Below are 14,833 nucleotides of genomic sequence, written 5' to 3'. Positions count from 1 at the left end.
TCGAGAATTTCAGCTTTGATTGCCGTTGCGGTGTACAGGGAAATCTCCAGCGGAAGGTTTCCGAATGCAAGCTGGCAAAGCAAGTAGTTGGCACCTGCCTCTTCCATCTGGTTAAGAAGGAGCTGTCGGACGGAAGCTGGCGTTCCGACGACGCACAATTCGCTCTCAAGTGCTGCATCGAAGGTCAGCGGAAGGGCGGGCGGTGTCGGAATGGCATTCAGCTCGTAAAGAAACTTGAAGCTCTCCAGCCATCGTCGATACGCAGTTTCGGCCGCCGCATGAGCGTCCTGGTCAGACTGCGCAATCACGACCATGCGGGCCAGCCCGAGAAATGGCTCGCGGCCGTGTGGGGTTGTACTGTGGGCTCGATGGGCGCGGTAGGCATCCGTAACGTTCCGGACAACACAGGCGCGGCCTACGCACGCCAGATTGACGCCATTTGCAGCGGCCCACTGCGCCGACTCGGCCCGATTGCTCGCGATCCAGGTCGGCGGATATGGACGTTGATGAGGCCTCAAGGTTAAGGGTACTTCGCTGAGCTCAAAGTGGTGTCCCTGATAAGATAGCGTATGTCCCTTCAGCGCAATATTCAGGATTTCGCTGGCTTCAGTATAACGGCCTGGTGCGGCTTCTGCACTAATGCCGAAATAGCCCCATTCAATCGGCTGGGAGCCGCGGCCGATCCCGAGCTCGAGCCTGCCGCCGCTCAATTGGTCAAGCATGCAGATCTCTTCGAATGCGCGCAATGGATGATAAAGGTTGAGCAACAGGACGAGCGGACCGAACCGCAATCGCCGGGTACGCTGCGCGACGCTTGACAGAAACAGGTTCGGCGAGGGCCCTCTGCCATGAGGTGTGCAGTGGTGTTCGGCGAGGTGATAAGCGTAGAAGCCGAGAGAATCGCAGACCTCCGCCAGCTTGAGACGATCTTCATATTGTCGTGCGGCATCTCGGCCGTCGTCATCCAAATGGTCGAAAATTCCGCACGTTAGTCTTGAAGGAAAGCCACTCTTCACTCGATCAATCTCCGATTATGGGATAGTTGGCGAGTCCTGGTTGCTTCATGCTCTCGCTCAAAAAGGTCTCGCTCGTCATTTGGCCGCTTAGTTCGTTCTCTTTGGGTGCGTGGATCTGTGCTTGCACGATGTGATTGGGGCACGAGAATGCGCAGATGACGGTCCGGCCCTTGCTTTGATAGAAGTTGGCTAAGCGCCTCCACACCGAGCATGTGCTCGACCGGAAGCATCGGTACCTTCGCGTTCTCCTATTCCTGGGCCTTCACCGCCTGGCCGCAGAAACGCCCATGGCGCCAAACCTGGCACAATTGAAGATCGCTTCAGAGGTCCCGTGCCTGCGAGCCAGATCAGCTCGGCACGGCTACTATTTGTCTATCATCGGCCGTAGCGTCTCCTTCAGGTCGACATCGGGTAGCTGTGCGAGCGCTCCAACGAACGCGAAAAACGCTCCAAAAGCTGCAAGTATAAGAGAGGTTGCGAGTATCGCTGCTCCAACGTCCTGAGGGCGTCTCGTCATTCGTGTCACTTTGGGCTTGGGAAGGCGGCGTTGATGCCAATCAGTTCTGCTCGACAGTTTCAACATGGCCGTGGCGCCAGCGGTAAACGAGAAAACCAGGAGCCGCATTGTCTTCTTTTGTACCGAACCAGACCGGGCCAATCACGGTATCGATCGGCCGTGAACGAAGTGCACTGGCGACGCGCGCAGCATTGAAGGAGCGCCTCTGCCCATGCTTGCACGGCTGCATAGGCGTAAAGCGTGTAGCCTTCGGACAGGTTGGAAGCTTTGAGTCGGGCTACCACGCCGAGTGCATTGGCATTCCTGGCGGGGGCTGGCATGAAGGTAAACAATGTTCTATTTCCAGCCCTGCTGGTAATGGCCCAGAATTCAGAGGTCATCAACGGATCGCTCGCCATGACGATGAGTCCGCTCCTGCTTCTGATGCCTGGCGTACAAACAATCCAATTTCGGTACGATAGCCGCCGATATAGGCGACGCGCACCCGATCCTTCTTCATTCTTAAGACCAAACGCCCTGTAATCCTTTTCACCGGCTACATAGGTTTGCCGAATGACTTGTTCTCCGAATCTCTTGAGCTGTGCCTCAACCACGTCGGCGATGCCCTTGCCCGCGGTGCTCTTGTCGTCGAACACTGCGATCTTGTCGTTAGGGTAGTTCCGGTGAATGTACTCAGCGGCAACGGTGCCCTGTTGGTCGTCGCGGCCGCAGATCCGAAAGACAGAAGGCCGCGTTCTGTTAGCTGAGGATTTGACGAGCCAGGTGACACCTACAGGATGGCTGCTTCGGCGGAGGCCGGGATCGACGAAGAGGAACAAAAATGGCCAACGACCAACCGGACTCGCTCTGTTGTGAGCTTATTCGTGACTGCGGCAGCTTGCTTCGGGGCGTAGGCATCGTCGGCGACACTCAATATCACCCTGCTATCGGGAATTAGGCCCGAAGCGTTCAATGCCTCCAACGCCGCAGCCGCACCATCGCGCATTTGCGCGCCGAACGCATCGCTGCTTCCGCTCATTGGGCCAGCCACGGCAATACTGACCTCGGAACCGAGCACAGCGGAGGCGAGGGCGCAGAAGAGAAGCGCTGCAGGCGCAGCAGAAGCGTTACGCCCATTTAACATTGTAGAGCTCCCAATGTTCACCTGAAGTGAACCGCCAGCAGCTGTGATCAGACGTGCCGGCAAGTCGAGGTTGCCTGCCAAGCGAAGCGTGCGTTAGGTCGGCCGGATTGCAACCACGGTAGAGCCTACAATTTGACGTTACGTGCGGTTCAAGCCCCCTTTTGAAGGGAGTCACCGATCGGCAATTCTATGCGGAGCTGACCATGAGGACGTCAATACGGCTGATCCTCCAACCCGCCAAGGGCGAGATCGAGATATTGCATGAGGCTGGGATCCCAACCAGCCAGACTGCGGGGGGCGCTTAATCGTGCAAGTACCTTCAGGACCATCGAAACGCGTGAATCCGCGCCGGCGATTTCGCTGATCAGCAGGCGTGCTGCAACTGCGACAGCCTTTGCCCGCTCGCCGCAAGGGTGCTCGCCCCGATCCATACAATCACGCAGGTCGTCGCGGATCCGCCGCCACCGCTCCTCGCGATCTGCAGCTAACTTGCAGGTGCATCGGGATGTCTGACTACGCGTCTCGACCCGCGACATGGCATTCAGGGTGGCAGGCAGCTCATCCACACTTACCTGGATCTCACTGTCGATGGTCATGTTGCGCAAACGATCTCGCAACAGAGTAGTTCGAGCGACTTGAAGTTCTATCCGCTCTAGATGTTTGCGCAGCAGGTCGGTGAGTGAGGTCGTGCCCTCCATAGCTTTACGGATCTCGATAAGGGAGAAGCCAAGTTCACGTAGCGCCCGAATCTGGTGAACCCGTTGCACGCTTTCGCGGTCGTACATTCGGTGACCGCCGTCAGTACGCTCTGAGGCTGCTAGGAGGCCCGTGTGTTCATAATGATGCAGCGCGCGCACCGTTACTCCGGTCGCCTCTGCAAGTTCGCCAATGCGCCATCGACGCCTTCGTGGTGTAGCTTTGCTCATGTTGTTCATTTCAAAGCCTACAACCTGACGTCACGTATGATTCAAGCTATTTCAAAGCTCTAACTGGATCGTCTTCCATTCCAGCGCGAGAGTGGTGACTATCCTCAGAATGGCGGGGGATCAACCCTGAGCGGAAAAATGGTGATCAACAAGTTCGTCAGGCATGCCAGTTGAGCCTCGCCAGCCGCTGTACGCTCCAGGATGAGTTTGGCGATTGCCGTGCGATTCTCCGGATTTCGCATCGATGGCGGTAACGCGGTGGCCGCGCCATCATAAGGGCTTCCCAGACGGAAAGCTCTTCCGGATCGAACACCCTGCTGCATTGCTCCAACGTTCAGCCCTTGTTTGTCATTGCGTCAGGGCAGCGCACGTCGTCAAGACGTTTGGCCGCGGTAGGGCCAAAAGAAGTCAGACCGGCGGCGCAGAGCGACGAAGATGCGATGTACTCCAGGGTGATGCGACAGGGCAACACACGTGCGCGATGCTTGCTTCGAGAGCGTAAGAGGTCGTGGTCATATACATGAGAGATGACCACCACGCTCACTGTGCGCGTGGTACAGCTCCGAAGAAGCGGAATCGTCTCCGCTCATTGGGAGCCGCTACTCATTCGGAGACTTGACGACGACAGCCCCGCGCCGATCCTCCCTGTATCGAGGCAGGTGCGCCCGGACGCCGGGTTGCAACGTAAAGGCCTGGCTTGGCAGCCAGCGCGTCGCTCCGTCCCCGTCTGTAAGAGGGCCGCCAGTCTGAGCCGCCGCTTGCACGACGAGCCTGATGCCAACGTGCGAAAGAGCTTCGCAACGTCGTCATGATAGCCGTCCGCTGCGAGGATCTTTATCCAGCGACAATGAGTTCGAGCGAGGCAAGCCTGAATTGCGTGCTTTGAGACATGTGTTGGGATATGAGGCTCGCAGACTTTGCGAACGTCCTTACGACAACGGCGAGACAGATCGTGCGAAATCGCCGGCAGTATCCGCTGGTTTCGAAGTGCAGATGATGGAGGGCTCTTGTGCAGTTGCCATGAGGGTAGCCTCCTGCAACAATATCTCTCGCATCCAGATGCTTTCCGGGTCGCTGTTGTGAAACACGGGCCATTGGACCGCCTCGGTGAAGGCGGGGAATGGCTGCGGAAGCTCGGCAATCCGAAGGGGCATCGTTCTTTGGAAATGCTTTACGAGCCTTAATGGCATCGTTCCTATGCGGTTCGTGCCTACCAGCAAGGGCGGGATCATGCTGAAGCTCTGCACGAGAATGTCGATGCGCCGATTGAGGCCGAGATCGAGTAAAAAGGATTCCTCGACCGGGATCTTGCGCGCACCTCCGAGCTTAACCGCAACGTGGCCCATCGACATATACCGATCCAATGTAAGTCGCCGTAGTAGTTGGCTGTTCGTGCAGCAGCCTACGCAGACGAGGCTCTCCTCGAACAGGGCCGCCCTGGGGTGCGCGCTGGACATGAATAATTCCGGCAGGATAACAAAATCGACTTCGCCGCGGCGCAGAAGCTCATCGTGCTGATCTGTGAGTGGCACCAGTTCGAAGCTGACGGCGGGTGCTTCTCGCGCGACGCGCTCCACGACATTTCGGAAGAATACGACTGTCATAAAGTCAGAAAGGCCGATCCTGAATCGCCGATTCGATCGAGCCGGGTCGAACACGTCCCGCGCGATAATGGAGAGCTCAACGTGCATTAGAGCCTCGCGAACTGGAGCTGCGAGTCCTTCCGCGCGCGCGGTCGGGACAAGTTCCCGCCCTCTCATCGCAAACAGATCATCACGGAAATAGGTGCGCAGCCGGGCAACGGCTGCGCTCATGGCCGGCTGACTCAGGTTAATCTTGCGTGCCGCTGCGGTGAGGTTGCGCTCAGTCATTAGAGCATCCAGCGCGACGAGAAGATTTAGATCCAGGCCGTTGAAACGCATGTCTTCTTATCCAGCACAAACCATCCTTGCGGTGCATACAACGAGCGGTGACGGCTCGTCTGATGCGGTCTTATTGCGTCGTCCGAATGGACATCGGTTCCATCGTGTGATCGCGAGAAGACACTCGCGAAATGATCGCAAGAATGGCGAGCAAGGCGGTAGGCCGACCACCAGCGGCCGAAAACCGTCAGGTGCCCCGAAGCTGATCGGTCTCGCCCCTTCCGACGAGCCACGCAACAGGACCCGGTCAGTTCGTTAATGGCAGATCAACCACAGTGTCCGGCCAGCGCCCTAAGTTCGCCAAAGCGCTCCGTCGACGGGTTCCGTAGCGCAGCGTTAGTCACGGCGGCCAATCTACAACCTGACGCAGTGTGGGGTTCAAGCGATTCTATTGGGCAAGCCAAACATTTATTGTTCTGGAAGAAGCGAGCGCAATATTGCTGGGCGTCAAACCACACCTGCGAGATCACCACGCTCACCACCCGGCAAGCCTTCGCAACTGATCGCCGCCTCCCCGCGGCCTCTAGCAGCTTCGCCCCCGAACGGTTGAGATGATAAAGTTGCCGAGCACATCGAAGGATTTAATAGCGTATTTAGAACCGGCTTATGGTGAGCCTAGCAGCGCCTTCGAGTTGGAGGCTCCTGATGCGCAGATGCCATGTTGGATGCCTCCTCCAGCAATATCCGCCTCATCCAAATGCTCGCCGGGTCGGTATTGTGGAACGCAGGCCACTGCACAGCCTCGGTGAATGTCGGCAGGGGGAGCGGTGGTTGGACGATCCGCAGCGGCATCCGCTTTTCAAAGTGTCTGGCGAGCCGTAATGGCATCGTGCCGATACGGCCCGTGTCTAACAATATCGGCGGAATCAGGCTAAAGCCCTGCACAACGACCTCAATGCGTCTCTTGAGGCCGTGCTCAAGCAAAAACCATTCTTCTAGGTTTGGTCTCAGCGCCCGTCCGAACTTGGCCGCAACGTGCCCCATCGAAATGTATTTCTCGAACGTAAGCTGCCGCGATAGCTGCTTGTTCGCGCGGCATCCCACGCACACGAGGGTCTCGTCGAACAGCGTCGCCTTAGGGTGCGCGCTCGACATGAACAATTCTGGCAGAATGAGAAAGTCGACCTCGCCCCGGCGGAGCAGCTCATCGGGTTCATCGGAAAATGGCAGCAATTCGAAGCGTACCGCGGGGGCTTCGTGTGCAATACGGTCCACGATTCTCCGAAAAAAGACGATTGTCATGAAATCGGAGAGAATGACCCTGAAGCGTCGGCTCGAGTGAGTCGGGTCGAACCCGTCCCGTGATATGATCGAGAGTTGGATGTGCAGCAGGGCCTCGCGAATCGGACCTGCAAGCGCCTCCGCGCCAGGTGTCGGGACGAGCTCGCGACCTCTCATGGTAAATAGTTCATCGCGGAAATAGGTGCGCAGCCGCCCGATCGCAGCGCTCATAGCGGGCTGGCTCAGGTTAATTTTGCGCGCCGCCGCTGTGAGGTTGCGCTCCGTCATCAGAGCATCGAGCGCAACGAGAAGATTTAGATCGAGTCCCTTGAACCGCATGTTGTGAGTCTATCCATCGTGTGGATGTGTTCTATCGAAACAATCGATTTTACCAAATCGCGAGATGTTGGATAGCAAACATCGGTTTGGAAAAGTAATCATGGCATACCACGATGGCTGTTGGTCGTTCACGCGGGCTCAGAGAAAAACTCCTGGAGGTGCGAGCACCCGCCGCATCGGTTTCGCGGGCTGCGATGGGCGCGCCGTGCGTGCCGCATCGCTTCTTCTCGGTTGCGAAGCGCGCTCGATCGGACGCCAAGCGGGTCCCGATAAACGTTGGTATGCGTACTCCATCCGTTTCCATATTGGAGGTTTACCCACGTACACTTGAGGGCGCGTTCAGCCTCATTCTAGTGTCGCGGAATAGCGGCAGGTGCAGATTGCGCATGCCAAGTATTCCCGGCGACTGTCCAAACGGCTCGCCTGTCCACCGCATTCAGGGCGAGTCGAAGATGCATAAGAACCAGTTTGATCTAATGCCACTCCGATGCGCCCTCGAAGCGGCCCCGCGCATCGATGGCATGCCCTCAGACGTCAACACGTCGACAGCGATGCTGGACAAGGCGGAAAAGCTCCATGGTGCAGACAGGTTCTGGATGGTCCAATCGCCTCGTCGGCATTTTCCGGCATATCTCGCGCGGGGCATTGGCCGGGATGACGAGCGCGAACCATGCGATCGCTTCGTCGCGAGCGAAGGCGCACGGCACGGTGCAGGCGAGGGTGCTGAGCTCCTACGACGCATGGCAGCGCATTTCAGTATTGATCAGCGGTTCGGCGAGTAGCGACATCACGTGACCATCTCCCCTCTTAATTCGACTGGCGCAAGGAAGCCCGCCATGAACATCGCCGTATGCCGGACTGCGGAAGCTCCTTCTGCGCGCGCCAAAGTGCAGTGGAGCCGTCGCTGGGAAAACGAGCTGCGGCTCGCCGATCATGCCGAGCTCGCCGAGTTCTTCCGCAAGAGTTACGGGCCGACCGGTGCGTTCAATGCGCAGCCATTTGAGGGCAACCGAAGTTGGGCCGGTGCAAGACCTGAGGTCCGCGTAATTGGTTACGACGCCCGCGGGGTAGCTGCTCACGCCGGGTTACTACGCCGCTTCATCAAGATTGGTGGGGTCGATCTCCTCGTGGCCGAACTGGGGTTATATGCGGTGCGTCCGGATCTTGAAGGGCTGGGAATCAGCCACGCGATGCGCGTGATGTATCCCATACTGCAGGAGCTTGGGGTCCCGTTCGGCTTTGGTACAGTTCGGCCTGCGCTAGAGAAACATATGACCCGACTGGTCGAAAGGCAGGGGCTCGCCACCCTCCTGTCTGGCATTCGCGTCCGCTCCACGCATCCGGATGTCTATCCCAATTTGTCGCCGATCCGGATCGAAGACGTGATCGTGGTGGTTTTCCCGGTTGGACGCTCGATGAGCGAGTGGCCGGCCGGGACGATCATCGATCGGAACGGGCCTGAGCTGTGAACGAGCTTTTCCCCCTATCTGCTGTCCGATGCGACTACGCTGACGTGAGCGGAAGTCGCCCTGTCTATTTGACCTTTGACGATGGGCCAAATCCATTTTGCACGCCAGAGGTGCTCGATGTGCTGGCGCAACATCAGGTTCCGGCGACGTTCTTCGTGATCGGCACGTATGCGGCCGACCAACCTGAACTCATTCGACGAATGATCGCGGAAGGACACGAGGTTGCGAACCACACGATGACGCATCCGGATCTATCCAGATGCGGACCTGCGGAGGTGCACGATGAAGTGTTGACGGCGAGCGAGGCGATCCGTTCGGCGTGCCCGCAGGCCTCGCCCAGGCACATGCGAGCACCTTACGGCATATGGACACAAGAGGTGCTCGCTATGTCAGCGAGCGCTGGTCTCACAGCTCTGCACTGGTCGGTCGATCCGCGAGATTGGTCCCGCCCCGGGGTTGATAGAATTGTGAATTCAGTGCTCGCGAGCGTTCGCCCGGGTGCAATTGTGCTCCTGCACGACGGATATCCTCCTGATGAGGAGAGGCTGTGCACTGATGCTACGCAGCGTGATCAGACCACGATGGCGCTGTCATATCTGATTCCGGCATTGCAACGGCGCGGGTTTGTAATTCGTCCGCTCCCTCAACTTCACTGAACAAAAACTGGCACCCTATGGACCTGCTCGCTACAACCAGTGCTGTCGCCGTTTCGTGTTATGCACTGCTCTCCACTATCTACAAGAGCGCGCAAGCGCTTTATGCCCAACCGGCGAATAACTCATCGCTGCAGGACAACCTGGGACAATCGGACGTGGTCCTTCCCAGTGTAGACGTCATCGTGCCGTGCTTCAACGAGGATCCAAACACGCTCGCCGAATGTCTGGAGTCGCTTGCGAGTCAAGACTACGCGGGAAAGTTACAGGTCTATGTGGTCGACGACGGATCTGCAAATCGCGACGTTGTCGCGCCTGTACACAAAATCTATGCGAACGATCCGAGATTCAGCATCATCTTGCTGGCAAACAACGTTGGAAAGCGCAAGGCGCAGATCGCTGCAATACGCAGCTCATCCGGGGACCTGGTGCTCAACGTCGACTCGGATACGATACTTGCTGCTGACGTTGTCACGAAGCTTGTAGTGAAGATGCATGACCCAGAAATCGGTGCGGCCATGGGTCAGTTGATAGCGAGCAATCGCAGCGAAACCTGGCTGACCAGGCTGATCGATATGGAATACTGGTTGGCATGCAACGAAGAGCGTGCGGCACAGGCTCGTTTCGGTGCCGTCATGTGCTGCTGCGGCCCATGTGCGATGTATCGTCGCTCCGCGCTCGCTTTGCTGCTTGATCAATACGAAGCGCAATTCTTTCGCGGGAAGCCGAGCGATTTCGGCGAGGATCGCCATCTAACGATCCTCATGCTCAAGGCGGGGTTTCGAACCGAATATGTCCCGGACGCGATCGCAGCAACAGTAGTTCCGGACAGCCTTGGGCCATATCTGCGTCAGCAGCTCCGCTGGGCGCGCAGTACCTTTCGGGACACGTTTCTTGCATTACGTCTGCTGCCAGAGCTCGATGGCTATCTGACGCTAGACGTTATCGGGCAAAATCTCGGCCCGTTGCTTCTCGCCCTTTCATCACTGGCTGCGCTCGCGCAGCTTGTAATCGGCGGCTCGGTACCCTGGTGGACGGGATTGACGATTGTAGCAATGACGATGGTCCGGTGCAGTGTTGCAGCGCTTCGTGCTCGCGAAGTGCGGTTTCTCGGCTTCTCGCTCCACACACCGATCAATATCTTTCTCTTACTTCCTTTGAAGGCCTATGCACTTTGTACATTGAGCAACAGCGATTGGCTATCGCGCAAGGTCGCCAACGTGCCGGCCGAAGGGGAAAAACAGTGCGTCATCCTGCACCCGAACGCTGGACGAAGTCCTGCAAGTATAGGGGGAATGTCCGGCACAATTCATAAGGCGGGGCTTTCGCACCCTTCATCGAACCTGGCGGCGACGGAGAGTGTTTGCGCTCGCGATCGTTCGACCGCCTTCAAATAGGTGGTTGGCTCATGATCTCGGACAAAAACCATCAGCTATTAGAGCGAGAGTTGGCTGTCGACGATCCATGGCGCCTCGACAGTAGTTCGTTCGAGCAGGAGCGATACGCGCAAATGCTCCGGATGTCGCGTTGCGGTGGAGATGTTGCGTATGCCCTCGAAGTAGGATGTGCAGCCGGTGCATTCACGGACAGGCTGGCGCCGCTTTGCGAGCGACTCACGGTGGTCGATGTCATGCCGCAGGCGATCGAGCGAGCGCGACTACGGACCAGGAAGTGGTCACATATCACGTGGGTGACCTGCGACATTCAACGGTTCTCGACCACTGAGCAGTTCGATTTGATTGTCGTGGCCGAAGTTCTCTACTACCTCAAGGACATTGTCGAGATGCATGCGGCTATCCGCAACCTGGTGAGTATGCTTGCACCAAATGGAGCTCTGATTTTCGGGTCCGCACGTGATGCCACGTGTCAACGCTGGGGTCATACAGCTGGTGCCGAGACGGTGATCGGTCTCTTTAACGAGAGTCTATCGGAGGTCGAGCGTCTGCACTGCCACACCGGGTCGGTCAACGAAGACTGCTTGATCGTCCGGTTCCGGAAGCAGGGTCACCCGTCAGAACAATCAAACGTCAGTCACTAGGCAGGGGGTCGTATGCGCATCTGCGGCATCAAGTTAACACATGACGGCGCAATTGCTGTCGTCGAGGACGGGCGGCTTCTCTTTTGCACCGAGCAAGAGAAGCGCGGCAACAGTCCACGCTATCAATCCGTCGAGAATCTCGATGCAGTCGTGCTCGCATTGGCGGAGCATGGCCTGGATCCGCGAGATATCGATCAGTTCGTCATCGACGGCTGGGATGGGGAGATCGAGTCGCATTTCCAGGTCCTCAGTGGAGCTGTGCCGATCGCGCTGAAAGGGGCGCCATACGTCGAGCGCCATGCTGAGGGGCTTCTTGATTCCGTCGACGGCTTTGGCCTGATCCTCGGCGGCAAGGTGTTTCCATATAAGAGCTACCCGCACGTCACGGGCCACGTCGCGTCAGCATATAGCACCAGTCCCTTTGCCAGCGCGGGAGAACCGGCGTTGTGTCTGGTATGGGACGGCTGCATCTTTCCACGTCTTTACTATGTCGAACCTCGGGGGGCGCGGCTCATTGGATCCCTGTTTCCGATGATCGGCCACGCCTATGCTGCCGCGGGCCTTCACTTCGGGCCTTACAGGCAGCCGAACCGCTCCAGTTGGGATTTGGGCATCGCCGGCAAGCTGATGGCATACATCGCGCTTGGCGCTGTCGACGAAAGCATCGTGGCAGTGTTTCAGGAGCTCTATGAAAAGCGCTTCGCGGCCGACACCGAGCAGGCTCGTCGATACCGCGCGGACATAAACAATGCGGAATCGTCTCTCGCAGCTATACACGAGTTCTTTGAGGCAAGCGCATTGCGCCTGACGGCCAAGCGAGCGGAGGACGTTCTTGCGTCGTTTCATGTGTTCCTGGAACGTCTTCTTGTCAGGGAAATCGCGATGGTTCTGCTGCGGCACTCGTCGCTTCCGGGGGCGCGAAATCTATGTGTCGCCGGAGGTTGCGGTCTCAATATCAAGTGGAACAGTGCGCTTCGTATGACGGGACTGTTCGATGATGTCTGGGTGCCGCCGTTTCCGAATGACAGCGGCTCGGCAATCGGCGCTGCTTGCGGTGCGATGGCGGCGCAAAATGGCTTCGGGCCAGTGGAATGGTCAGTCTACAGTGGGCCGGCCCTGCAGGACAGCGAGCTTCCGTCGGACTGGGAGGCCGCGCCGTGCACTCTGCGTGAACTTGCGGCGATTCTCGCCGACAACAAGCCGATCATCTTCCTTTCCGGGCGCGCCGAGCTTGGGCCGCGGGCGTTGGGCGGCAGAAGCATTCTTGCAGCCCCGACCTCCCCAGCAATGAAAGATCATCTCAACGACATTAAGCGTCGCGAGCACTTCCGACCGGTGGCGCCGATTTGTCTGGAGGATCGGGCCCCAGAGATTTTCAACCCAGGTACGCCAGATCCTTACATGCTGTTCGATCACCAGACCCGCGCGGAATGGCGCGACAAGGTCCCCGCTGTCGTCCATCTGGACGGTTCGGCGCGGCTGCAGACAATCTCCCGCAACTCTCCGCACAAAATCGCCGAGCTTCTCGTCGAATTTGAACAACTCACAGGCGTTCCGCTGCTCTGCAATACGAGTGCCAACCTCCACGGACGTGGATTCTTTCCGGATGCTGCCGCGGCCTGCGAGTGGGGACGGGTTGAGCATGTGTGGTGCGACGGCCTGCTCTGGACCAAGACGGTCGTAAGGAAGTCATCATCGGCCGAACGACTTCTGTCAGCCTAAGAGTGAGCATGTCCACCGTAGCAATCGACCTTGCCGGCGTGAAAAAATCATTTGGCGACAAGATCATCGTCAATGATCTGTCGTTCTCGGTCGCGCGGGGAGAATGCTTTGGCCTTCTCGGGCCGAATGGAGCTGGCAAGAGCACGATCGCGCGCATGCTGCTTGGCATGATCTCGCCGGACGGAGGAAAGATTACGGTGCTCAATGAGCCTGTACCTGCACGCGCTCGTGTCGCACGTGTGCGTATCGGCGTGGTGCCGCAATTCGATAATCTTGAACTCGAGTTCACCGTACGAGAGAATCTGCTGGTGTTTGGCCGCTACTTCGGCATGAGCGCTCGCAAGATCGAGGCGGTCGCCCCCTCGCTGCTCGAGTTTGCACGCCTCGAAAGCAAGGCGGACACGCGCGTTGCCGAGCTGTCCGGTGGCATGAAACGGCGGCTGACGCTGGCGCGTGCGCTAATCAATGACCCGCATCTGCTCGTGATGGACGAGCCGACGACTGGTTTGGATCCGCACGCCCGCCACCTGATTTGGGAACGTCTGCGAGTTCTGCTTGCGCGGGGCAAGACGATTCTCTTGACCACTCACTTCATGGAAGAGGCCGAACGCCTGTGCGATCGGCTGTGTGTCCTCGAGGGTGGACGCAAGATCGCCGAGGGCAAGCCAGACGGCCTGATCGATGAGCATATCGGCTGTAACGTGATCGAAATCTATGGGGGTGATCCGCACCAGCTCTGCGAGCTGATTAGGCCGTATGCGCGGCACATCGAAGTGAGTGGAGAGACGCTCTTTTGTTATGCGCCATATCCGGAGCAGGTACGCGTGCAACTGCGCGGGCGAGCGGGCCTTCGTATTCTGCAGCGCCCCCCGAATCTCGAAGACGTGTTTTTGCGGCTGACCGGGCGCGAGATGGAGAAGTGAGCGATGGGTGAAAGTTATGCGGCGGTGATGCCCGCTAACGCGTACAACTGGATCGCGGTATGGCGTCGGAACTTCCTGGCATGGAAGAAAGTCGCACTTGCATCGATTCTTGGCAACCTCGCAGATCCTCTAACCAATCTGTTTGGCCTCGGCTTTGGCCTTGGACTGATCGTGGGGCGCGTTGAGGGGACGTCGTACATCGCGTTCCTGGCGGCAGGCATGGTCGCGACCAGCGCCATGACGTCCGCGACCTTTGAAACCATGTATGCAGCCTTTGCACGCATGGACGCCAGCCGCACCTGGGAAGCAATCCTCTCTACTCAGCTCACGCTTGGCGATATCGTTCTGGGTGAACTGGTGTGGGCGGCCAGTAAGTCCGTTCTGGCCGGAACAGCGATCGGGATCGTCGCTGCTACGCTGGGTTATGCATCATGGCCATCCATTTTGTATGCGATGCCAACAATCGCTCTCACTGGCCTTGTCTTCGCCAGCCTGGCGATGCTCGTCATATCTCTTGCGCCAAGTTACGATTACTTCGTGTTTTACCAGACGCTTGTCCTCACTCCTATGGTGTTTTTGTGTGGCGTGGTCTTTCCGACGAGCCAGCTGCCCGGCTCGTTTCAGCACTTCGCCGGCTTGTTGCCGCTCGCACATTCGGTCGACCTTATTCGCCCAGCGATGCTTGAGCGCGGCGCCGACAGTGCTGCGCTGCACGTCGGTGCGCTCTGCGTTTACGCGGTCTTGCCCTTTTTCGCGTCGACGGCACTATTTCGGCGCCGCCTGCTGCGTTGATGTGAGTTGAGCGAAAACGGAGAATGTCAAATCGATTCAGTGTCACGATGCTTTCTGCGGTAGCTCGGGAGTGACCTGGTCTGTCACAGCAGATGCTGCAATGGCCTTAAGAGGCCGCGATCGAGTTAGGTCTACGGCCGCCTGTTCGGTCGATCGGTGTCGGACGCCAGCA

General features: G+C 58.1%; 14 protein-coding genes. 8 read left to right on the top strand and 6 right to left on the bottom strand.

The features are described from left to right. From XI08_RS19365 to nodD1, 6 genes are all read right to left on the bottom strand, one after another. Positions 1-1,016, bottom strand: a 1,016-nt coding sequence (locus XI08_RS19365; protein ID WP_271575578.1) for an LLM class flavin-dependent oxidoreductase, incomplete at its 3' end; no start/stop codon positions are given. Positions 1,017-1,592: 576 nt separating this feature from the next. Next, the gene (locus tag XI08_RS19360) at positions 1,593-2,168 is read right to left on the bottom strand and encodes an ABC transporter (RefSeq protein ID WP_271575577.1); all 576 of its coding nucleotides are present in this window, start codon (positions 2,166-2,168) and stop codon (positions 1,593-1,595) included. A 134-nt stretch (positions 2,169-2,302) separates the two neighbouring features. Then, the gene (locus XI08_RS19355) at positions 2,303-2,656 is read right to left on the bottom strand and encodes an ABC transporter substrate-binding protein (protein WP_271575576.1); all 354 of its coding nucleotides are present in this window, start codon (positions 2,654-2,656) and stop codon (positions 2,303-2,305) included. Between the two features lie 212 nt (positions 2,657-2,868). Next, on the bottom strand, positions 2,869-3,582 hold the full coding sequence (locus tag XI08_RS19350; protein WP_179879918.1) for a MerR family transcriptional regulator: 714 nt from the start codon (positions 3,580-3,582) through the stop codon (positions 2,869-2,871). A 929-nt stretch (positions 3,583-4,511) separates the two neighbouring features. Next, positions 4,512-5,504 carry a transcriptional regulator NodD2 gene (nodD2, locus tag XI08_RS19345; RefSeq protein ID WP_097668514.1) on the bottom strand — a complete coding sequence of 331 codons (993 nt, stop codon included), beginning with the start codon at positions 5,502-5,504 and terminating at the stop codon, positions 4,512-4,514. Positions 5,505-6,119: 615 nt separating this feature from the next. Further along, the gene (gene nodD1 / locus XI08_RS19340; RefSeq protein ID WP_271575575.1) at positions 6,120-7,064 is read right to left on the bottom strand and encodes a transcriptional regulator NodD1; all 945 of its coding nucleotides are present in this window, start codon (positions 7,062-7,064) and stop codon (positions 6,120-6,122) included. A 576-nt stretch (positions 7,065-7,640) separates the two neighbouring features. Here nodD1 and XI08_RS19335 point away from each other — a divergent pair. The 8 genes from XI08_RS19335 to XI08_RS19300 are packed head-to-tail and all read left to right on the top strand — an operon-like array spanning position 7,641 to position 14,661. Further along, positions 7,641-7,859: a hypothetical protein gene (locus XI08_RS19335; RefSeq protein ID WP_245448752.1), complete on the top strand. Its 219-nt coding sequence runs from the start codon at positions 7,641-7,643 to the stop codon at positions 7,857-7,859. A 41-nt stretch (positions 7,860-7,900) separates the two neighbouring features. After that, positions 7,901-8,533, top strand: coding sequence for a NodA family N-acyltransferase (locus XI08_RS19330; protein WP_097668516.1), 633 nt, complete (start codon positions 7,901-7,903; stop codon positions 8,531-8,533). Continuing rightward, a complete protein-coding gene (nodB, locus tag XI08_RS19325) occupies positions 8,530-9,189 on the top strand; it encodes a chitooligosaccharide deacetylase NodB (RefSeq protein ID WP_271553807.1) in 660 nt (219 codons plus the stop codon). The genes XI08_RS19330 and nodB overlap by 4 nt, the downstream gene beginning before the upstream one ends. A 17-nt stretch (positions 9,190-9,206) precedes the next feature. Then, positions 9,207-10,583 (top strand): chitooligosaccharide synthase NodC, encoded by a 1,377-nt coding sequence (gene nodC, locus XI08_RS19320; protein WP_143279285.1) that lies wholly within the window; start codon positions 9,207-9,209, stop codon positions 10,581-10,583. A gap of 11 nt (positions 10,584-10,594) precedes the next feature. Continuing rightward, positions 10,595-11,224, top strand: coding sequence for a nodulation methyltransferase NodS (nodS, locus tag XI08_RS19315; protein ID WP_097668518.1), 630 nt, complete (start codon positions 10,595-10,597; stop codon positions 11,222-11,224). A gap of 12 nt (positions 11,225-11,236) precedes the next feature. Beyond that, positions 11,237-12,946 carry a nodulation protein NodU gene (gene nodU / locus XI08_RS19310; RefSeq protein ID WP_097668519.1) on the top strand — a complete coding sequence of 570 codons (1,710 nt, stop codon included), beginning with the start codon at positions 11,237-11,239 and terminating at the stop codon, positions 12,944-12,946. Between the two features lie 2 nt (positions 12,947-12,948). Beyond that, on the top strand, positions 12,949-13,869 hold the full coding sequence (nodI, locus tag XI08_RS19305) for a nodulation factor ABC transporter ATP-binding protein NodI (RefSeq protein WP_245448754.1): 921 nt from the start codon (positions 12,949-12,951) through the stop codon (positions 13,867-13,869). A gap of 3 nt (positions 13,870-13,872) precedes the next feature. Continuing rightward, positions 13,873-14,661, top strand: a complete 789-nt coding sequence (locus XI08_RS19300) for an ABC transporter permease (RefSeq protein ID WP_097668520.1) — start codon at positions 13,873-13,875, stop codon at positions 14,659-14,661. Positions 14,662-14,833: the final 172 nt, after the last annotated feature.

This window comes from Bradyrhizobium sp. CCBAU 11361 (assembly GCF_028128935.1).
Classification (GTDB): Bacteria; Pseudomonadota; Alphaproteobacteria; order Rhizobiales; family Xanthobacteraceae; genus Bradyrhizobium; species Bradyrhizobium niftali.
Note: the sequence above shows the minus strand (reverse complement) of the source record. Positions and strands in the feature narration are given on the sequence as shown.